The organism is Inquilinus limosus DSM 16000, assembly GCF_000423185.1.
Taxonomy (GTDB): Bacteria; Pseudomonadota; Alphaproteobacteria; order DSM-16000; family Inquilinaceae; genus Inquilinus; species Inquilinus limosus.
This window is the reverse complement of record NZ_AUHM01000038.1, coordinates 60,992-79,204: the sequence shown is the minus strand read 5'-3', so window position 1 is coordinate 79,204 and position 18,213 is coordinate 60,992. Positions and strand designations below refer to the sequence as shown.

At 71.1% G+C, this 18,213-nt stretch carries 15 protein-coding genes and 1 pseudogene; 3 read left to right on the top strand and 13 right to left on the bottom strand.

The genetic code is table 11. The annotated features are described in order from the left end of the window. The 8 genes and pseudogenes from G537_RS0126505 to G537_RS0126470 all read right to left on the bottom strand — a co-directional run. Positions 1–181 (bottom strand): annotated as a pseudogene (locus G537_RS0126505) (hypothetical protein); the annotation flags it as partial. Between the two features lie 280 nt (positions 182–461). Then, entirely contained in the window at positions 462–1,730 is a 1,269-nt protein-coding gene (fabF, locus tag G537_RS0126500) for a beta-ketoacyl-ACP synthase II (RefSeq protein WP_026872674.1), read from the bottom strand. Between the two features lie 12 nt (positions 1,731–1,742). Then, the gene (locus tag G537_RS0126495; protein WP_026872673.1) at positions 1,743–2,264 is read right to left on the bottom strand and encodes a winged helix-turn-helix transcriptional regulator; all 522 of its coding nucleotides are present in this window, start codon (positions 2,262–2,264) and stop codon (positions 1,743–1,745) included. 76 nt (positions 2,265–2,340) lie between these two features. Then, entirely contained in the window at positions 2,341–3,342 is a 1,002-nt protein-coding gene (locus tag G537_RS0126490) for an alpha/beta fold hydrolase (protein ID WP_026872672.1), read from the bottom strand. An 85-nt stretch (positions 3,343–3,427) separates the two neighbouring features. Next, entirely contained in the window at positions 3,428–3,988 is a 561-nt protein-coding gene (locus tag G537_RS0126485) for a DUF2889 domain-containing protein (protein WP_026872671.1), read from the bottom strand. A 3-nt stretch (positions 3,989–3,991) separates the two neighbouring features. Next, on the bottom strand, positions 3,992–5,284 hold the full coding sequence (locus G537_RS0126480) for an HlyC/CorC family transporter (RefSeq protein ID WP_026872670.1): 1,293 nt from the start codon (positions 5,282–5,284) through the stop codon (positions 3,992–3,994). Positions 5,285–5,303: 19 nt separating this feature from the next. Further along, entirely contained in the window at positions 5,304–6,410 is a 1,107-nt protein-coding gene (gene aroB, locus G537_RS0126475) for a 3-dehydroquinate synthase (protein WP_026872669.1), read from the bottom strand. 8 nt (positions 6,411–6,418) lie between these two features. Next, positions 6,419–6,997, bottom strand: a complete 579-nt coding sequence (locus G537_RS0126470; RefSeq protein WP_026872668.1) for a shikimate kinase — start codon at positions 6,995–6,997, stop codon at positions 6,419–6,421. 352 nt (positions 6,998–7,349) lie between these two features. On the opposite strand from G537_RS0126470, the gene G537_RS0126460 reads away from it, so the two are divergent. Further along, the gene (locus G537_RS0126460; protein WP_026872667.1) at positions 7,350–8,354 is read left to right on the top strand and encodes a site-specific tyrosine recombinase XerD; all 1,005 of its coding nucleotides are present in this window, start codon (positions 7,350–7,352) and stop codon (positions 8,352–8,354) included. Here G537_RS0126460 and G537_RS0126455 read toward each other — a convergent pair. Further along, positions 8,351–8,767, bottom strand: coding sequence for a GtrA family protein (locus tag G537_RS0126455; protein WP_034853089.1), 417 nt, complete (start codon positions 8,765–8,767; stop codon positions 8,351–8,353). The genes G537_RS0126460 and G537_RS0126455 overlap by 4 nt on opposite strands. A 295-nt stretch (positions 8,768–9,062) precedes the next feature. Between G537_RS0126455 and G537_RS0126450 the strand changes: the two genes are divergently transcribed. Then, the gene (locus G537_RS0126450) at positions 9,063–9,617 is read left to right on the top strand and encodes a GNAT family N-acetyltransferase (protein ID WP_051249166.1); all 555 of its coding nucleotides are present in this window, start codon (positions 9,063–9,065) and stop codon (positions 9,615–9,617) included. Positions 9,618–9,654: 37 nt separating this feature from the next. Then, positions 9,655–10,608, top strand: a complete 954-nt coding sequence (locus tag G537_RS0126445; RefSeq protein ID WP_026872664.1) for an acetyl-CoA carboxylase carboxyltransferase subunit alpha — start codon at positions 9,655–9,657, stop codon at positions 10,606–10,608. 155 nt (positions 10,609–10,763) lie between these two features. Here the strand turns inward: G537_RS0126445 and G537_RS0126440 are convergent, their stop codons facing one another. The 4 genes from G537_RS0126440 to G537_RS0126425 all read right to left on the bottom strand — a co-directional run bounded on the left by G537_RS0126440 (position 10,764) and on the right by G537_RS0126425 (position 18,129). Next, positions 10,764–12,257, bottom strand: coding sequence for a RimK-like ATPgrasp N-terminal domain-containing protein (locus tag G537_RS0126440; protein ID WP_026872663.1), 1,494 nt, complete (start codon positions 12,255–12,257; stop codon positions 10,764–10,766). 79 nt (positions 12,258–12,336) lie between these two features. Continuing rightward, the gene (locus tag G537_RS0126435) at positions 12,337–13,797 is read right to left on the bottom strand and encodes an aromatic amino acid lyase (protein ID WP_026872662.1); all 1,461 of its coding nucleotides are present in this window, start codon (positions 13,795–13,797) and stop codon (positions 12,337–12,339) included. A gap of 118 nt (positions 13,798–13,915) precedes the next feature. After that, positions 13,916–16,645, bottom strand: a complete 2,730-nt coding sequence (gene secA / locus G537_RS0126430) for a preprotein translocase subunit SecA (protein WP_026872661.1) — start codon at positions 16,643–16,645, stop codon at positions 13,916–13,918. Between the two features lie 176 nt (positions 16,646–16,821). After that, complete coding sequence (locus G537_RS0126425) at positions 16,822–18,129, bottom strand: esterase-like activity of phytase family protein (RefSeq protein ID WP_034853123.1); 1,308 nt, start codon at positions 18,127–18,129, stop codon at positions 16,822–16,824. Positions 18,130–18,213 lie beyond the last annotated feature (84 nt).

Sequence of the window (18,213 nt, the reverse complement as noted above, 5' to 3'; positions counted from 1 at the left end):
CGCCGCTCGGCTCGATGGCGATGCGCAGCGGCTTCAGCCGCACCAGACGGTCGACCAGAACGGTGATGCCGGCCATCGTGTTGCTCACGGTGAAGGCCGTGCCTGCGGGACGGCTGGCGACCACGAGCTCGCGCTTGGATGTATCGATCCCGATATGGACCGGCGATGTCTTCCGCGCCATGCTGAGAGACCTCCCTTGTCTGCGGTCTGGAGACCTTGCAACCGTTCGGGCTGCACAGCGGGAGGCCGCCGGACCCAGCTCACCCTCGGGCGGCAATCCCTAGGGCTGTGTACGGTCTCGGCGGCCCAGGCTGGGGATCCGGATCCCCAGCCTGGGCTCAGCTTCTCACAAACTCATCAGACAAGGGCTGGCCCAGGCCTCGGCAAACTCCCCTCACCCGGAGCCGCTTCGCGTCTCCGACCTCTCCCGCAAGCGGGAGAGGCAATGGGTAGGCTCTGTGTTAGCCCTGCCACCGGCGGAACAGCACGCTGGCGTTGACGCCGCCGAAGCCGAAGCCGTTCGACAGGGCGTGCTCGATCCGGCCGCGCCGGGCCTCGCGCGCCACCAGGTCGATGCCCTCGGCGTCCGGGTCCGGGTTCTCCAGGTTCAGCGTCGGCGGCATGACCTGGTCGCGCAGCGCCAGGATGGTGAAGATCGCCTCCAGCCCGCCGGCGGCGCCCAGCAGGTGCCCGGTGGCGGATTTGGTGGCGCTCACCGCCACCGTCCCACCGGTACCGAACAGCGCCTTGAGCGCCGCCAGCTCGCTCCTGTCGCCGACCGGGGTGGAGGTGGCGTGCGCATTCACATGCTGCACGTCGGCCGGAGCGATATCGCCCTGCGCCAGCGCGATCTCCATCGCCCGGCGCGAGCCCTCGCCACTCTCCGGCCCGGAGGTCATGTGATAGGCGTCGGCGCTGGTGCCGTAGCCGATCAGCTCGGCGACCGGCCTGGCGCCGCGGGCAAGGGCGTGGTCCAGCGCCTCGATCAGCAAGAGGCCGGCGCCTTCGCCCATGACGAAGCCGTCGCGCGCCTGGTCGAAGGGGCGGGAGGCGCGCTCCGGCGTGTCGTTGAAGTCGGTCGACAGCGCCCGCGCCGCGGCGAAGCCGCCCAGGCTGACCCGGTCGATGCAGGCCTCGGTGCCGCCGCACAGCGCCACATCGGCCTCGCCTGCGCGGATCAGCCGGGCGGCGTCGCCGATCGCTTGCACCCCGGCGGCGCAGGCGGTCACCGGGGCGCCCAGCGGCCCCTTGAAGCCGTGGCGGATCGAGACCTGGCCGGCGGCCAGGTTGACCAGGAAGGCCGGCACGGTGAAGGGCGACAGCCGGCGCACGCCCTTTTGGTCGACGGTGCGCACCGTCTCGACGATGTAGGGGAAGCCGCCGACGCCGGAGGCGATGATCGTCGCCGTCCGCTCCTGCTCGCGCGGGGTGGCCGGGCGCCAGCCGGACTGGGCCACCGCCTCGTCCGCCGCCGCCATGGCGAACTGGATGAAGCGGTCCATCTTCCGCTGGTCCTTGGGCGGCACCGCCGCGTCCGGATCGAAGCCGGCCTCGGGATCCTCGGCGATCGACGGCACCACGCCGCCGATCTTGGCGGACAGGTCCGCCACCATCTCCTCCGGCAGCCGGCGCAGGCCGGACCGGCCGGCCAGCAGCCGGCGCCAGCTGGCCTCGACGCCGTTGGCCAGGGGCGAAACCGCCCCCATTCCGGTGACAACGATGCGGCGCATCTCAGGGTCTCCTCATACCGGAATTGGGTCCGTGTCGCGGCCGTTCCGGCGCTGCAGCAGCCGGGCGACCCGGTCCCGATGGTCGGGGCGGGCGTCCGGGCCCAGGCGGAACTCGGCCGTTTCGGGGGTGATCGGCGTTCCGCTGCGGCGGTCGACCAGCACCGGGTCGACCGGCACGCCGTCGGCGCGGCCGGCCAACTGCACCAGCACCTTGCCGCCGGTGGCGTGGCGGCCGCCCCAGGCGCCCAGCGCCGCCAGCACCGGAAACACGTCCCGGCCGGCCGCGGTCAGCCGGTATTCGTGCCGCAGTGGGCGCTGCGAATAGGCGCGGCGCTCCAAGAGGCCGGCCTCGGTCAGGCGCTTCAGCCGCCGCGTCAGCATGTTCGGGGCGATGCCCAGGCTCTGCTGGAACTCGTCGAACCGCGTCAGGCCCAGGAAGGCGTCGCGCAGGATCAAAAGGCTCCACCACTCCCCCAGCGCGTCGAGGGAGCGGGCGATCGGGCAGTCCATGCCGGCGAAGCTGGTGCGCTGCATGCGCCCGTCACTACCGCAGTCACTTGCATGTTGCAAGCGACGCGAAGCGAGCCCGGCTTCGGCCCCGGCATCTTCCTCAGGGAGGGGGAAGCCGCTCCAGCGCCCCCAGCAGCGCCTTGTTGAACTCCTCGGGCGCCTGGATCTGGGGCGAGTGGCCGTAGGTCGGGAAGCGGATCAGCCGGGCGCCGGGGATGCGCTGGGCGGCCTGGCGGCCCAGCTCGGCATAGTTGCCCAGGCGCTGCGCCACCTCGGGCGGGGCCAGCGCCTTGCCGATCGCGGTGGTGTCGCGCTCGCCGATCATCAGCACGGTCGGGGCGTGGATGTGCTCCAGCTCGTAGACCACCGGCTGGTTGAACACCATGTCCGAGGTCAGCGCCTGGTTCCAGGCAACCTGCCGGCCGCCCTCGCCCCGATACATGCCGGCCAGCATTTCGACCCAGCGGTCGTATTCCGGGCGCCACTCGCCGGCATAGTAGGTGGCTTGCTGATAGGCCTTGATGCTGTCGGCCGTGGTCTTCAACTCGTTCTCGAACCACTGGTCGACGGTCTGCTCCGGCACGCCCGCGGCCTTCCAGTCCTCCAGCCCGATCGGGTTCACCAGCACGAGGCCGGACAGCGCGTCGGGGAAGGCGAGGGCGTAGCGCATCGCCAGCATGCCGCCCATGGAATGGCCCATGATGACCGGATGCCGGATGCCCAGGCTGTCCAGCAGCGCCCTGGTGTTGGCGGCCAGCTGGTGCAGCCCGAACTGGTAGGCCTGGGGCTTGGTGGACTTGCAGAAGCCGATCTGGTCCGGGGCGACGACGCGGTATCCGGCCTGCAGCAGCGGCCGCATGACCCCTTCCCAGGTGGCGCCGCAGAAGTTCTTGCCGTGCAGCAGCACCACGGTGCGGCCGTTCGGCTTGTCCGGCTGCACGTCCATATAGGCCATGGACAGGTCCTGGCCCTGGGATTTGAAGTCGAAGCGCTGGACCGGGAACGGATAGTCGAAATCCGCCAGCATCGGGTCGGCGAAGGCGGCGGGGGCAGGCGCGAGGGCGGCGAGCAGGGCGGCGGCCAGCGTCAGGCGTCGGATCATCGTCTCTCCTCGGGGCACCGGATCGTCTTTCCGGGGTTAACGGCGGACGGCCGCATTCGGCACCGGGCGCATCGTCGCGCTCGCGTCAGCCCTGCTCCGGCCCGGTGTAGAAGGCGGGCCAGTGGCGGCGGGCATGCTCGCCGTCGGCGGCGAAGACGTGGCAGCTGTCCAGCAGCACCGGCCGCTTCGCCGGATCGGCCTCGGCCGCGCGCTCGCGCGACAGGATCGGGAACACGGTCTGGAACGCGGTGGTCGCCATCGGCCCCAGCAGCTCGACCAGATGGGTGCAGCCCCGGGCGCCGCCCAGCCGCTCCTTCACCGCGCGGGTGAAGCCGGGGCCGATGCGCAGGCCCACCAGCGCCTGGAAGCTCGGCGTGATCTCGGGGCACAGGGCATAGGGGCCGTGCTCGGTCTCCGCCTCGACCGCGACGATCGAGAGGCCGTCGTCGACGGTCAGCCGGATCCGCATCTGATGGATCGGCGTGCCGGGCGTGATGGCGCCGCGGAACTCGTTGCGGAACTCGTAGTGCTTGGTGTCGACCAGATGGCCTTCGATGTCCCACAGCCCGTCCGCGCGGCGATAGCCGTCGCAGGTGACGCGGCGGGTGTGGATCGGCTCACGCTCGGCGGGGGCGGAGAGGGGCACGGATCAGCCCTCCTGTTCGGGTTCGGCCTCCGCCGGCGGGGTGACGCGCAGGGCGGTGATCTGGTTGCGCTGGCGCCGCAGGATCTCGAAGCGGAAGCCGTGGAAGGTGAAGGCCTGGCCGACCTCCGGCAGGTGCCGCGCCTCGTGCAGCACCAGCCCGGCGATGGTCGAGGCCTCGTCGTCCGGCAGCCGCCATTCGAAGCGGCGGTTCAGATCGCGGATGGTGACCGTGCCGTCGATCAGGAAGCTGCCGTTCGGCTGGGGCCGGACGCCGGCGACCGGCAGGTCGTGCTCGTCGACGATGTCGCCGACGATCTCCTCCAGGATGTCCTCCAGCGTCACCACGCCCTGCAGGTCGCCGTACTCGTCGACCACCAGGGCGAAATGCTCGCGCCGGGTGCGGAAGGCGTGCAGCTGGTCCAGGAGGCTGGTCGAATCCGGGATGAACCAGGGCTTGGTCGCGATCCGGCGGATGTCGAGGCGGTCCGGGTCGCCGGCGGCCGCCTGCAGCGCCCGCAGCACGTCCTTGGCGTGCAGCACGCCCAGGATGTTCTCCAGCCCGCCCTGGCACAGCGGCATGCGGGTGTGCGGGCTGTTCAGCATCGCCGCCACCACCTGGCGCGGCGTCAGCTCGGCGTCGATCGCCTCGACGCTGCGGCGATGGGTCATGATCTCCGCCACCGAGACGTCGCCGAGGTCGAGGATCGAGCGCAGCATCTGCCGCTCCTGCGCCACCTCGGCCTCGCTGCCGCGGTGCAGCTCGATGGCGCCGCGCAGCTCGTCGACATAGTCGGCCAAGCCGACCCGGCGCGGGTCGGCGCCGAACAGCCGCAGCACGCCGCGCACCAGCCAGTTCACCAGCCGCACCACCGGGCTCAGCAGCCAGACGACGCCGCGGACCAGCGGAGCCAGCGACAGCGCCGCTCGGTCGGCATGGTTGATGGCGTAGGTCTTCGGCAGAACCTCGGCGAAGACCAGGATCAGCGCGGTCATCACCAGCGTGGCCACGGGCACGGCGGAGGCGCCGAGCATCGTGGTCAGGAAGTTGGTGGCGATCGCCGAGGCCAGGATGTTGACCAGGGTGTTGCCCAGCAGCAGGGCGCCGATCAGCCGCTCCTTCTGCTCGCGCAGCCGGTTGACGATGCCGGCCCGCTTCAGCCCGTGCGTCTCCAGCTGATGCATCCGCGCCCGGCTGGCCGCGGTCAGCGCCGTCTCCGAGCCCGAGAAGAAGGCCGAGACCACCAGCAGCAGGACGATCCCGGCGAGGTTGAGCAGGAGGGCGAGGTCGTCGGACATGGCGGCCGGCGGGCTGCGGTCAGGCGGCGATGGCGTCGGCCAGGACCGCGGCGACCGGTTCCGCCGGCACCTCGCTGGTGACGAAGGCCTGGCCGAGGCCGCGCACCAGGATGAAGGTCATGCGGCCGTCCCGCACCTTCTTGTCCCGGGTCATGTGATGCAGCAGGGCGTCGACCGACCAGGCGCGGTCGCGCGCCGGCCGCGTCGGCAGGCCGACGGCCTCGAGGTGCCGGGCCAGCCGGTCGCGATCCGCCGCCGGGCACAGGCCGAGGCGCACCGACAGGTCGAAGGCCATGACCATGCCGATCGCCACCGCCTCGCCGTGCAGCAGCGCATCGCCATAGCCGGTCTCGGCCTCCAGCGCATGGCCGAAGGTGTGGCCGAGGTTCAGCAGGGCGCGCTGCGCCGCCTCGCGCTCGTCCTGGCCGACGATCTCGGCCTTCATCTCGCAGCTGCGCTTCACCGCCCTGATCATGGCCTCGCCGTCGCCGGCCAGCAGCTTCGGGCCGTTCGTCTCCAGCCAGGCGAAGAAGCCGGCGTCGCCCAGCGCGCCGTATTTCGCCACCTCGGCATAGCCGGCGCGCAGCTCCCGCGCCGGCAGGGTGGACAGCAGGGCGGTGTCGGCCAGCACCAGCAGCGGCTGGTGGAAGGCGCCGATCAGGTTCTTGCCGTGCTTGCTGTTGACCCCGGTCTTGCCGCCGACCGAGCTGTCGACCTGGGCCAGCAGCGTGGTCGGGATCTGCACGAAATCGAGGCCGCGCAGCGCCACCGCCGCGGCGAAGCCGGCCAGGTCGCCGACCACGCCGCCGCCGAGCGCGACCAGCAGGGTGCGGCGCTCGATGCCCAGCGCCAGGATCCGGTCCAGCAGCTCGGCCAGCACCGTCATGGACTTGGTCGCCTCGCCCGGCGGCACGGTCAGGGTCTCGGCCGTGATCCCGGACGCGGCCAGCGACGCCTCCAGCGCCGCGCCGTGCAGCCCGGCCACTCGGGCGTCGGCGACCACGATCACCCGCCTGCCGCGGCCCAGCGCCGCGATCCTCTCTCCGGCCTCGGCCAGGGCGCCCGGTCCGATGACGATGTCGTAGCTGCGCGGGCCCAGCCCGACGCGGATGGTTTCGCGTGTCATCTCAGGGTTCAATCCGTTTGTCCCATGGCGGGCTGGGCCGCCTCCTCCGCGGCCAGCCGGGCGTCGACCGCGGCCAGCACCCGGTCCACCGTGTCCTCGACCGGGCCGTCGCGGCTCTCCACCGTCAGGTCGGCCAGGGCATAGACCGGGTAGCGCCGCTCCATCAGCCCGGCCAGCACCGCCTTCGGGTCGCCCTGGCGCAGCAGCGGCCGGTTGCTGCGCTTGGTGGTGCGCGCCGCCAGCACCGACAGCTCCGCCCTCAGCCACACCGACAGGCCGTGCTCGGCGATCACCGCCCGGGTCTGCGGGTCCATGAAGGCGCCGCCGCCGGTCGACAGCACCTGCACCGGGTCGCGCATCAGCCGCGCGATCACCCGCCGCTCCAGGTCGCGGAAGGCGGGTTCGCCGTAGCGCTCGAAGATGTCGGGGATGGTGCAGCCGGCCGCCGCCTCGATCTCGTGGTCGGCATCGGTGAAGCCCAGGCCCAGCCGCGCGGCCACGCGCTTGCCCACCGCGGTCTTGCCGGCCCCCATCAGGCCGACCAGAACCAGTGTGCGGGGCAAGGGGCGGTGCAGCGTGGTGATCATCGATCCTCTTTCAGGCCCCAATTCGTCTGGGGGGCGTGGCTGGCAGGCAAGGCGGTTTGCCGCCGCCCTGCCGACCGCCTAAGATAGGGCTGCGCCGGGCCCGCCGCATCTGCTTTCTCCGGCGCACCCATTCACAATCCTAGGTCTCAGGGGTCCGTCTTGGCTCGTCGTCGTTCGAAGTCCCGCTTTGCGCAAAGTTCCGGTGGCGGTGGGGGCGGCCTCGGCCGGGTGCTGGCGATCGCCCTGCTGCTGGTGATCGTCGGCGGCGGCGTCGCGCTCACGGTGATCGACTTCCGGCCGCCGACCCAGACGGTCGAGAAGGTGATCCCGAACGACCGCTTCAAATAGCAGGATGACCGAGGCCGCGGCCCCGAAGCCCCGGCGCGGCCGTCCGCCGGCGCCGCGCCTGTTGCCGCCGCCCTCGGTCGAGGCCTTCCTCGACATGCTGGTGGCGGAGCGCGGCGTCGCCGCCAACACGCGCGAGGCCTATGGCCGCGACCTGCTCGACCTGAACCGCTTTCTCGAATCCCGCGGCGGCACCGTCGACCGCGCCGGTACCGAGGATCTGCGCGCCTATCTCGGCGATCTGGCGCGGCGCGAGGGGGCGAAAGGCGGCCGCACCGCCGCGCGCACCGCGGCGCGGCGTCTGTCGGCGATGCGGCAGTTCTACCGCTTCCTCGTCTCCGAGGGCCGGCGGCAGGACGATCCCTCCGCCGCGCTCGATTCCCCGGCGCTCGGCCGGCCGCTGCCGAAGCTGCTGTCCGAGGACGAGGTCGAGGCGCTGATCGGCGCCGTTTCCGCGCGCTTCGCCGACCTGGACCGGCAGGCCGAGGCGTTGCGCCTCCTGGCCCTGCTCGAGATCCTCTATGGCGGCGGCCTGCGGGTGTCCGAGCTGGTCGGCCTGCCGCTCTCTTCCCTGGCGCGGGACGGACGGGCGCTGATCGTCCGCGGCAAGGGCGGCAAGGAACGGCTGGTGCCGCTGTCGGAGCCCGCGCGGGATGCGATTTCGGCCTATCTCCCGCATCGCGGGGTCTTCTTCGTCAAGGGCCGCGATCGCGGCTTCCTGTTCCCGTCGCGCAGCGCGCGCGGCGGCTGCCTGACCCGGCAGCGATTCGGCCAGCTGCTGAAGGAGCTGGCGGTGGAGGCGGGGATCGAGCCCGGCCGCGTCAGCCCGCATGTTCTGCGCCACGCCTTCGCCACCCATCTGCTGTCGCACGGCGCCGATCTGCGCTCGGTCCAGACCATGCTGGGCCACGCCGACATCGCCACCACCCAGATCTACACCCATGTCCTGGGCGATCGGCTGCAGAGCCTGGTGGCCTCGGCCCATCCGCTGGCGAAGGCCAGGCGGCCCTAGCTTGGGGGCCGCGGGCGGGCGAAGGTCCACAGCCGATTCGCCAGGAAGCCCCAGCCCAGCACGATCAGCGTGGTCGCAGCCTGGGCCGGCAGGTAGGGGGCGCCGAGCCGCCCGGTGAACAGCGCCATCAGCAGGCCGGTCCAGGCGAAGCCGCCGGCGGCGACCAGGGCGAATCGCCAGGCTGCCTCGCGGTGCCGCCGGCCGCCGCCGAAGGTCAGCCGCCGGTTGAGCGCATAGGAGGCGACGCCGCCGGCGAGATAGCCGGCCAGCGTTGCCGGCAACGGCGCCGCGGCGCCCGATTCGACCAGCCCGATCAGCACGGAATAATGCAGGGCGGTCGCCGCCAGCCCGACCGCCGCGTAGCGGGCGAATTGGCGGCGGAGCGCGGGAGTCGGAAGGGGCGGGGCCTGCATGCGGCCGGTCCTGGCACGACGCCCGGCCGCCGTCACATGTCTTTGCCGTAATCATGATGTTGCATTTGGATTGACAGCCGGGCCCGGTTGCGGTTTCGCTGTCACCGCTGATTCCCGATGGAACGGAACGACGTGATCTTCCTGCCCCCGACGCTGCGACGACGACGCCGTCGCCCCGCCTTCACCGGCGCGGCGGCCTGAGGCGTCCCGGGGTGCCTGCGACACCATGATGCGGGCGGGACGGACGCCGGTCGGCGCGCGAACCGACGCTCTCCGTTCCAAGGATCATTCTCAAGTGTACGTCCTGAAGACCGAGCGGCCGCGGGATGCGGCCGAAGTCGACGCCCTGCTCGACCTTGCCTTCGGCCCGAACCGGCAGACCAAGATCTCCTACCGTTACCGCGACGGCGTCGCGCCGGTGCGCAGCCTGTGTTTCGTGGTGCGCGAGGACGGAAAGTCCAGCGGCCGGATCCTCGGCTCGATCCGCTACTGGCCGATGCTGGTCGAGCCGGGCCTGCCGACGCTGCTGCTCGGCCCGCTGGCGGTGCAGCCGGAGTTGCGTGGCGCCGGCGTCGGGGCGGCGCTGATGCGCGGCAGCATGAAGCGGGCGGCCGATATGGGGCACCGGCTGGTGCTGCTGGTCGGCGACCTCGCCTATTACGCCCGTTTCGGCTTCCAGCCCGCAGCCCCGCTCGGCTTCGTGATGCCGGATGAGCAGCCGCACCGGCTGCTCGTGGCCGAGCTTCGGCTCGGTGCGCTCGAGGACTGTCCGGGCGGCACCCTGCTGCGGGCCGACGCCGTACCCAGCCCTGCGCAGATTTCGGTCTCAATGCGCGCTGCCCTGTGTTAGACAGCCCCCCGATCCCGAGGGCCAGTCTCAACGCGGAATGAAGACCTTTCTCGAATTCGAAAAGCCGATCGCCGAGATCGAAGGCAAGATCGAGGAGCTTCGGCACATCACCGATGCCGGCGAGCTCAACATCGCCGACGAGGTCTCCCGGCTTCAGGCCAAGGTCGACAAGCTGCTGCGGGACACCTATCGCGGGCTGACGCCGGCGCAGAAGGTGCAGGTCGCGCGGCATCCGAATCGGCCGCATGCGCTGGACTACATCCAGGCGCTGGTTACCGAGTTCCAGCCGCTGGCCGGCGACCGAGCCTTCGCCGAGGACCGCGCCATCGTCGGCGGGCTCGGCCAGTTCCAGGGCCGTTCGGTCGTGGTGATCGGGCAGGAGAAGGGCAACGACACCGAAAGCCGCATCCGGCACAATTTCGGCATGGCGAAGCCGGAGGGTTACCGCAAGGCGCAGCGCCTGCTCGACCTGGCCGATCGGTTCCGCCTGCCGGTGATCACCTTTGTCGACACCGCCGGCGCCTATCCCGGCGTGGCGTCGGAGGAGCGCGGCGTGGCCGAGGCCATCGCCAAGTCGATCGAATCCTGCCTCAAGGTGCAGGTGCCGGTGGTCTCGGTGGTGATCGGCGAGGGCGGCTCGGGCGGCGCCATCGGCATCGCCGTGGCCGACCGGGTGCTGATGCTGGAGCACTCGATCTATTCGGTGATCTCGCCCGAGGGCTGCGCCTCGATCCTGTGGCGCAGCAGCGCGCAGAGCCAGGAGGCCGCGGCGGCCCTGAAGCTGACGGCGCAGGACCTGAAGCAGCTCGGCGTCATCGACGCGGTGGTGGAGGAGCCGGTCGGCGGCGCCCACCGTTTCCCGCAGCAGGCGATCAACGCCGTCGGCGACGCGATCGGCGCGGCGCTGGCGCCGCTGGTCGAGATCGACGGCAAGACCCTGCGCGCCAAGCGGCGCGAGAAATTCCTGGCGATCGGCCAGAACCTGGGCTGAGAGGCCGGCGCCGCCCCCTCACCCGAAATCGCTGACGCGATTTCGACCTCTCCCCAAGGAGAGATGTTCGAGCCGTGACTCATCTTCCCTCTCCTTGGGGAGAGGGAGGGGCCCGGCGCCGCAGGCGACGGGAGGGTGAGGGGGAGCGCCGTCGACTACCAGATCGATCCCGCGGTGCGGGCTGGCAATGCCGTCCGTTCCTCGCCGGCCTCGATCCGCTCCAGGACATACCCGAGCAGCCGCTCATACAGCGCGTCGCCCAGGCAGGCATCCTCGAGGCCGACATCGATGTTCGGGTTGTCGTTGACCTCGATCACGACCGGACCGCGCACCGTCTCCTTCAGATCGACACCATAGAGGCCGGTGCCGATCAGCGCGGCGGCGGCCAGCGCGGCCGACAGCACCGCCGGGGGCACGGCGTCCAGCGGTACCGCCTCGGTCGCGCCCTCCTCGCTGCGGCCGTCCCGGCCGTGGCGGAAGATCTGCCAATGGCCGCGCACCATGCGGTAGCGGCAGGCGAAGAGCGGCCGGCCGCCCAGCACGCCGATGCGCCAGTCGAAGTCGGTGTAGAGGTATTCCTGGGCCAGGATCAGCCGCGACCGGCGCAGCAGCCGGCGGCCCGCCACCGGCAGCTCGGCCGGGGTGTCGACCCGGACCACGCCGCGCGAGCAGGCGCCGTCCGGCACCTTCAGCACCAGCGGGAAGCCCAGCGCCTCGCCGGCGGCCGCCAGCGTGTCGGCCCGCACCGCCAGCGTGCGCGGCTGCGGCACGCCTTCGGCCTTCAGCCGCTCGTGCAGGAACACCTTGTTGCAGCAGCGCAGGATCGACACCGGGTCGTCGATCACGGGCATTCCCGTCCGGGCCGCGGTCTCGGCGAAGATGTAGCTGGGCGCCTGCAGCGCGGTGGTCTCGCGGATGAACAACGCGTCGAAGCCGCCCAGCCGCGGCAGGTCGCGGTGGCCGATGCATTCGGTCTCGATGCCCATCGACGCCGCCACGTCGCGCAGCCGGGAGATGGTCCCGGGCTTCGACGGCGGCAGCGGGTCGTCCGGGTTCACCAGGACGGCCAGGCGGGGGGCGCGGCGAAACGGGCGCGGCGTGGGCGGGGTGCCGGCCAGTTGCTCCAGCGCCGCGCGCAGCAGGCGCCGCTGGCGCGGGTCGAGGCCGGTCAGCGGCTCCGGCACCACCTGCAGCAGCCGGGGGTGGCCGGGGTCGATCTGCAGCGTCATCAGCGGCAGGCCGAACGCCTCATAGGCCGCCTCGGCCACATTCTGCAGATGCGGCTTGTGGCAACGGCCCAGCGCCACGAACAGGCGCCGCGGCAGGATCAGCTGGCCGCCCCGGCGGCGCAAGGCGGCCAGGGCGCGGTCCACCGGCGCGAAGCGGCTGCGGACCAGCCGGTCGTCGGCTTGGTCGGCCAGGTCCGCCGCGGTCGGGATCGCGGTGAAGCCGCGGGCCTCGGCGATCAGCGAGACGTAGTAGCCGAAGGAGAGGGGGCGCTGGTCCCGGCACAGATTGACCACGGTGGTGCCGGATTCCGGCAGATGGCGCCCGTCCAGCAGGTCGTCGGGGGCGACGACGCGGCATTGGGACGGCAGGGCGTCGGCCAGCCCGCCGGGCTCGTCGGCGACGATCAGTGTGATGGCCATGGGTCCATGCGTGATGTGGCAATGGCCCTCAGCCTCCCGCCGACCCGGATAAAGGCGCCATTCGGATTTGCCGAGGCGGTCACTCCGCCGCGAACACCCGCTGCGTGAAGCGCTCGGCCAGGCGCCCGAGCTCCGGGCCCAGAACGCGATCCTCCTCGACCGGCGGCACCAGGCTGCGCACCTCGTCGATCAAGGGACGCAGCGGCGGCGGCGCCGCGCGGCCGGTGACTTGCAGCGCCTGTGACGCGATCACCGCCAGCATCGCCAGCGCGGCGTCCAGGCAGCGGCCGGCGCGCTCCTCCTTCGCCCAGGCCAGGAAGGCCGGGGCGGCGACGTCGTCCTGGCCGGCGCCCGCGGCCTCGGTGCCGGGCAGGAAGGTGCGCTGCGCCGCCGCCTTGGCCTGCTCCAGATATCCCGTCACCGCCATCGGCACATAGCCCAGGCTGCCGTGGCCGTCGCTGTCGGCGGGGTCGCGGCCGACCATCAGCAGGTCGGGAAGGTGCGATACCCGGCCGGCCAGCAATTTCGAGCTGTGGCGGTCGCACAGCAGGCAGAGATCGGCCCAGATCGCCGCGAGGTCGTCCAGCGCCGGCGCCGCCATGGCGTTATGGTAGCCGCCGGTGCTGAGGCAACGGCCGTTCGGATGGTCCAGCCCCGCCTCGTCGGGCGGGATATAGACCGGGTTGTCGCTGACCGCGGCCAGCGACACCGCGGCCGCCCGCTCCGTCGCCGCCAGGGCGCGATGCGCCTGACCCAGAACCCGCGGCACGATGCGATAGCTGACCGGGGCTTGGTAGCCGCGCCGCCCATCGCCGGCGCCGTCCAGCAGGGCGCGCAGGCGGCGCAGCGCCGCCGCCTCGTGCGGGTCGTTCCACAGCGGCTCCAGCGCCGCGTCGTAATGCTCCAGCGGCGCCCGGAAGGCCTCGATCGACAGGGCGAAGACCGTCTCCGCCAGCCGGATGCGGTTGCGGGCCGCCAGGGCCGAATCGGCCAGCAGCGCCGCGGCGCAGGGCGAGCCGTTGATCAGCGACCCGCGCTCCTTGACCTCGAGGTCGAGGCGGGCGGTCAGCGCGGCGAACAGCGGGTACAGGGCCAGGATCTCGCCGGCGCCGCCCTGGCCGGAAGCGGGCACCGCCGGCAGCGGCCCGCCGTCCAGCATGGCGGCGACGGCCAGCGCGATCCGCGGCGTGGTGGCGGCGTGACCCTCCAGGAAGTTCGCCAACCGGGCCAGGACGATGCCGCGGACCACCCGGTCCGGCAGCGGGTCGCCGAAGGCGGTGGCGGCGGCGAAGGCCTTGATCCGGGCATGGCGATCCCGCTCCTCCAGCCGCAGGCGCCGGTCGGCCAGCTCGCCCATCGCCGTGGTGACGCCGTAGATGACGAGGTCCGGGTCGGTGTCGATCAGCCTCAGGAAGGCGGCCCGGCAGTCCGCCATCCGCCGCAGCGCCGCCTCGGTGATGCGCACGGCCTCGCCCCGCCAGGCGACGCGGTGCACCGCGTCGAGGGTGATGTCGGCTCTTCTGGTCAGGGCCACCGTCATGGCCGTCCGCTCCCGCTCCGGGGCGCGTCGACGCCCTTGGACCAGCTTGGCAAAAGCAAAGGCCGGCGGCGATGGGATTCGCCGGCCGGCCCTCAATGGCCCAATCTGCTGCGGCGGGTCAGACCACCGCGCCGTGGCAGTGCTTGAACTTCTTGCCCGAGCCGCAGGGGCAGGGGGCGTTGCGCGGGGTGTGCGCCCAGTCGGGGTTCAGCGCCAGGGCCGCGCTCGCCGCCGCCACCGCCGCCTCCCCGGCGACGGTCGCGGTCGCCGGCTCCGGCGGCGCGCCGAGCGCCGGGTCGAAGCGGCTCTCGTGCATCTCGCGCTGCATCGCCGCGCGCTGCTGCGCCTCGACATCCTCCGGCCGGGTGACCCGCAGCTCGACCTGCGCCAGCACCTGGGTGACGTTCTCGCGCAGGCTGGCCAGCATCTCCTCGAACAGGTTGAACGCCTCGGCCTGGTACTCGCGCAGCGGGTCGCGCTGGGCATAGGCGCGCAGATTGATGCCCTGGCGCAGATGGTCCAGCGTCAGCAGGTGGTCCTTCCAGCTCTGGTCCAGGATCTGCAGCAGCAGGCTCTTCTCGGCCATCTGCATGATCTCGGGGCCGTAGGCCTCGACCTTGGCCGCCATCTTGGCGTCGACTGCCTGCTGGATCCGCTCCTCGATCTCGCGGTCGGCGATGCCTTCTTCCTTGCCCCACTCCTTGATCGGCAGGTCGAGCCCGAAGATGCGCAGCACCTCCTCGTGCAGCCCGTCGATATTCCACTTCTCGGCGTAGCTGTTCTCGGGGATGGCGCGGGCGACCATGCCGGCCACCACCTCCTGCCGCATGTCGGCGACCATGGCGCTGACCTCCTCGGCCTGCATGATCTCGCGCCGCTGCTCGTAGATCACCTTGCGCTGGTCGTTCATCACGTTGTCGAAGCGCAGCAGGTTCTTGCGGATGTCGAAGTTGCGCGCCTCGACCTTCTCCTGCGCCTTCTCCAGCGCCCGGTTGATCCAGGGGTGGATGATCGCCTCGCCCTCCTTCAGGCCGAAGCGGCGCAGGATGCCGTCCAGCCGCTCGGAGGCGAAGATGCGCATCAGGTCGTCTTCCAGCGACAGGAAGAACTTCGACCCGCCGGGGTCGCCCTGGCGGCCGGAGCGGCCGCGCAGCTGGTTGTCGATGCGGCGGCTCTCGTGCCGCTCGGTGCCGACGACGTAGAGGCCTCCGGCCTGCAGCACGATCTCCTTGTTCCGCGCCACCTCGGCCCGGATCTCGGCCTCGCGCCGCTCCCGCTCCGCCGGGTCGTCGACGCCGGCGAGCTCCAGCGCCACCCGCATCTCGACATTGCCGCCGAGCTGGATATCGGTGCCGCGGCCGGCCATGTTGGTGGCGATGGTCACGGCGCCGGGCCGGCCGGCCTGGGCGACGATATAGGCTTCCTGCTCGTGAAAGCGGGCGTTCAGCACGTTGTGCGGGATCTTCTCCCGCTGCAGCAGCGCCGACAGCGTCTCCGACTTCTCGATCGACACGGTGCCCACCAGCACCGGCTGCTGCCGGGCGTTGCACTCGCGGATCAGGGTGACGATCGCGTCGTACTTCTCGCGGACGGTGCGGTAGACCTCGTCATCCTGGTCCTTGCGCTGGACCGGGACGTTGGTCGGGATCTCCACCACTTCGAGGTTGTAGATCTCACCGAACTCGGCAGCCTCGGTCTGGGCCGTGCCGGTCATGCCCGCCAGCTTCGGATAAAGTCGGAAATAGTTCTGGAAGGTGATCGAGGCGAGGGTCTGGTTCTCGCGCTGGATCTCCACCCGCTCTTTGGCCTCGATTGCCTGGTGCAGACCCTCGGAATACCGCCGGCCTTCCATCATGCGGCCGGTGAATTCGTCGATGATGACGACTTTACCGTCCTTGACGATGTAATCGCGGTCCAGCTGAAACATTACGTGAGCGCGGAGCGCCTGGTTTACGTGGTGGACGACGTTGACGTTCTGGATGGCGTAGAGGTTGTCGCCCTGGAGGAGGCCGTTCTCGATCAGGAGGCGCTCGATCTTCTCCTGCCCGGCCTCGGTCAGGGCGACGGTCTTCTGCTTCTCGTCGTGCTCGTAGTCCTCGACCGGCACAAGGCTGGGGATCAGCCGGTCGACCCGCATGTACATCTCCGACGAATCCTGCGCCGGGCCGGAGATGATCAGCGGCGTCCGCGCCTCGTCGATCAGGATCGAGTCGACCTCGTCGACGATGGCGAAGCTGAACGGCCGCTGGACCATGTCCTCCAGCCGGAACTTCATGTTGTCGCGGAGATAGTCGAAGCCGAACTCGTTGTTGGTGCCGTAGGTGATGTCGGCGGCGTAGGCCTCGCGCCGCTCCTCGTCCGACAGGCCGTGGACGATGCAGCCGACCGAGAGGCCGAGGAAGCGGTAGATCCGCCCCATCCATTCGCTGTCGCGCCGGGCCAGGTAGTCGTTGACGGTGACCACATGCACGCCCTTGCCGGGCAGGGCGTTGAGGTAGACGGCGAGGGTCGCGACCAGGGTCTTGCCTTCGCCGGTCTTCATCTCGGCGATCTTGCCCTGGTGCAGCACGATGCCGCCGACCAGCTGCACGTCGTAGTGGCGCTGGCCCAGCACCCGCCGCGCCGCCTCGCGCACCGTGGCGAAGGCCTCCGGCAGCAGGTCGTCCAGCGTCTCGCCCTTCTCCAGCCGGGCGTGGAACTCCTGCGTCTTGGCCTGAAGCTGATCGTCGCTGAGGGCCTGGACCTTTGGTTCCAGGGCATTGATCTCGATCACCTGGCCGGTGATCAGCTGTTTGACGAAGCGATCGTTGGACGAACCGAACAGCTTTCGGGCAAGCGCACCGAACATCGAAACCTCGACTTGGCGGGAGAGCACGCGTCCGCACTCCCCCAAGGAATTGGGGCCGCGCCACCCGGCTTTCAACGCGGCGCGGCACCATAGCGGAAGGGCCCGGCCCTGCCAATGGCCCCCCAAAAACGCCAAAAGGGGGCGGGACGGCCATGCCGCCCGCCCCGCCGGACCGGTCACATCGCCGGGTCGGCGGCGATGGCGCTGCCCTTCAGGATCACCGGGCGCGTGGTCTCGCCGGTGATGCCGAAATCGCTGTCGTTGATCATCAGCAGCGACCCGTCGCCGGCCAGCGCCAGCCCTTCGATCTTGACCGGCACCTCCGGATGGTCGGCGCTGTCGAAGCGCAGCGTCTTCGTCACCGGCACGATCTTCGCCGCCGCCAAGTCCTGGCTCGCCTCCAGGCTCGGCGAGGTCTTCGGGTCGTCCCAGGCGGTGCCATGGATGTCGGTGGCGCCGGCCAGCGACACCTCGTACAGCTTGGTGGTGCCGTCGGTGCGCTCCAGCACCAGGAACCGGTCATGGCCGAGGCCCATGATCTCGCTGATGCGCGGGTCGCTCTGCTTCTTCGACGGGTCCAGCCGGAAGCTCTGCGGGTCGTCCAGCGTGTAGACGTATTCGCCGGTGACGGCGAGCGTCGCCGGGTCGAGGGTCCACAGCCGGGCGTTCTTCGAGCCCCGGTAGGTGTCGGCGTCGGGGTTGGCCAGCGGGTTCTGGATGATGGTGGCGAGCTGCCTGCCGTCCGGGGTGAGGGCGAGCGATTCGAGGCCGCGGTTGAGGAAGCGCTTGGCCAGGATGGCCGGCAGGCCGCCGTCGACCGGGTAATGCGCGCCCTTGAAGTCGCCCTCGGTGCCCTGCGGCACGATCCGGCGCAGGATCTTGCCGTCGGCGGCGACGTGCAGCAGCGACGGGCCGTTCTCCTCCGACACCCAGAAGGTGCCGTCGGCCATCGGCACGATCGATTCGGCGTCGACCGCGTCCGGGTTCTGCTGCAGCTTCTTGCCCGACAGGTCGAGCGGCTGCTCGGTCGAGGCGTGGGTCAGCGGGTTCAGCAGGCCGTTGACCGGCTTGCCGTCGCCGTCGCGCAGCGGCAGCACGGCGTCGACGGTGAAGGTCCGGTCGTCCTTCAGCGTGATCCGGGAGATCGAGGGCGAATAGTCCGGCTGCGGGTAGATGCGGCCCTTGCCGTCGCCGCAGATGGTCTTGCCGTCGACGCCGAACACGTCCTCGACATCACCGCAGGTGAAGTTCGGGCCGCGGTCGGAGATGGTCCAGAAGGTCATCGGCGGGTCGCCGGCGCGGCGGCCGGCGCCGCTGCCGATGCCGACGTTGAGCTCCCGCGTCTTGCCGTCGGGCACCGACATGGTGCCGAGCGCCAGCTTCGGATCGGTGCTGGTGTAGCTGGTCAGGGTCTCGGCCGCCTGCGCGGCCGGAAGGATCGCGGCCGAGAGCAGCAGGGCGGCGGCGAAGGAACGGAACAGCATGAACCCCTCCTCGGAGACCGCCTGCAAATGCGACTCACGCCAGCGCATTTCCAAACGGTTCCTTAATTCTTTGTCACCCGGGGC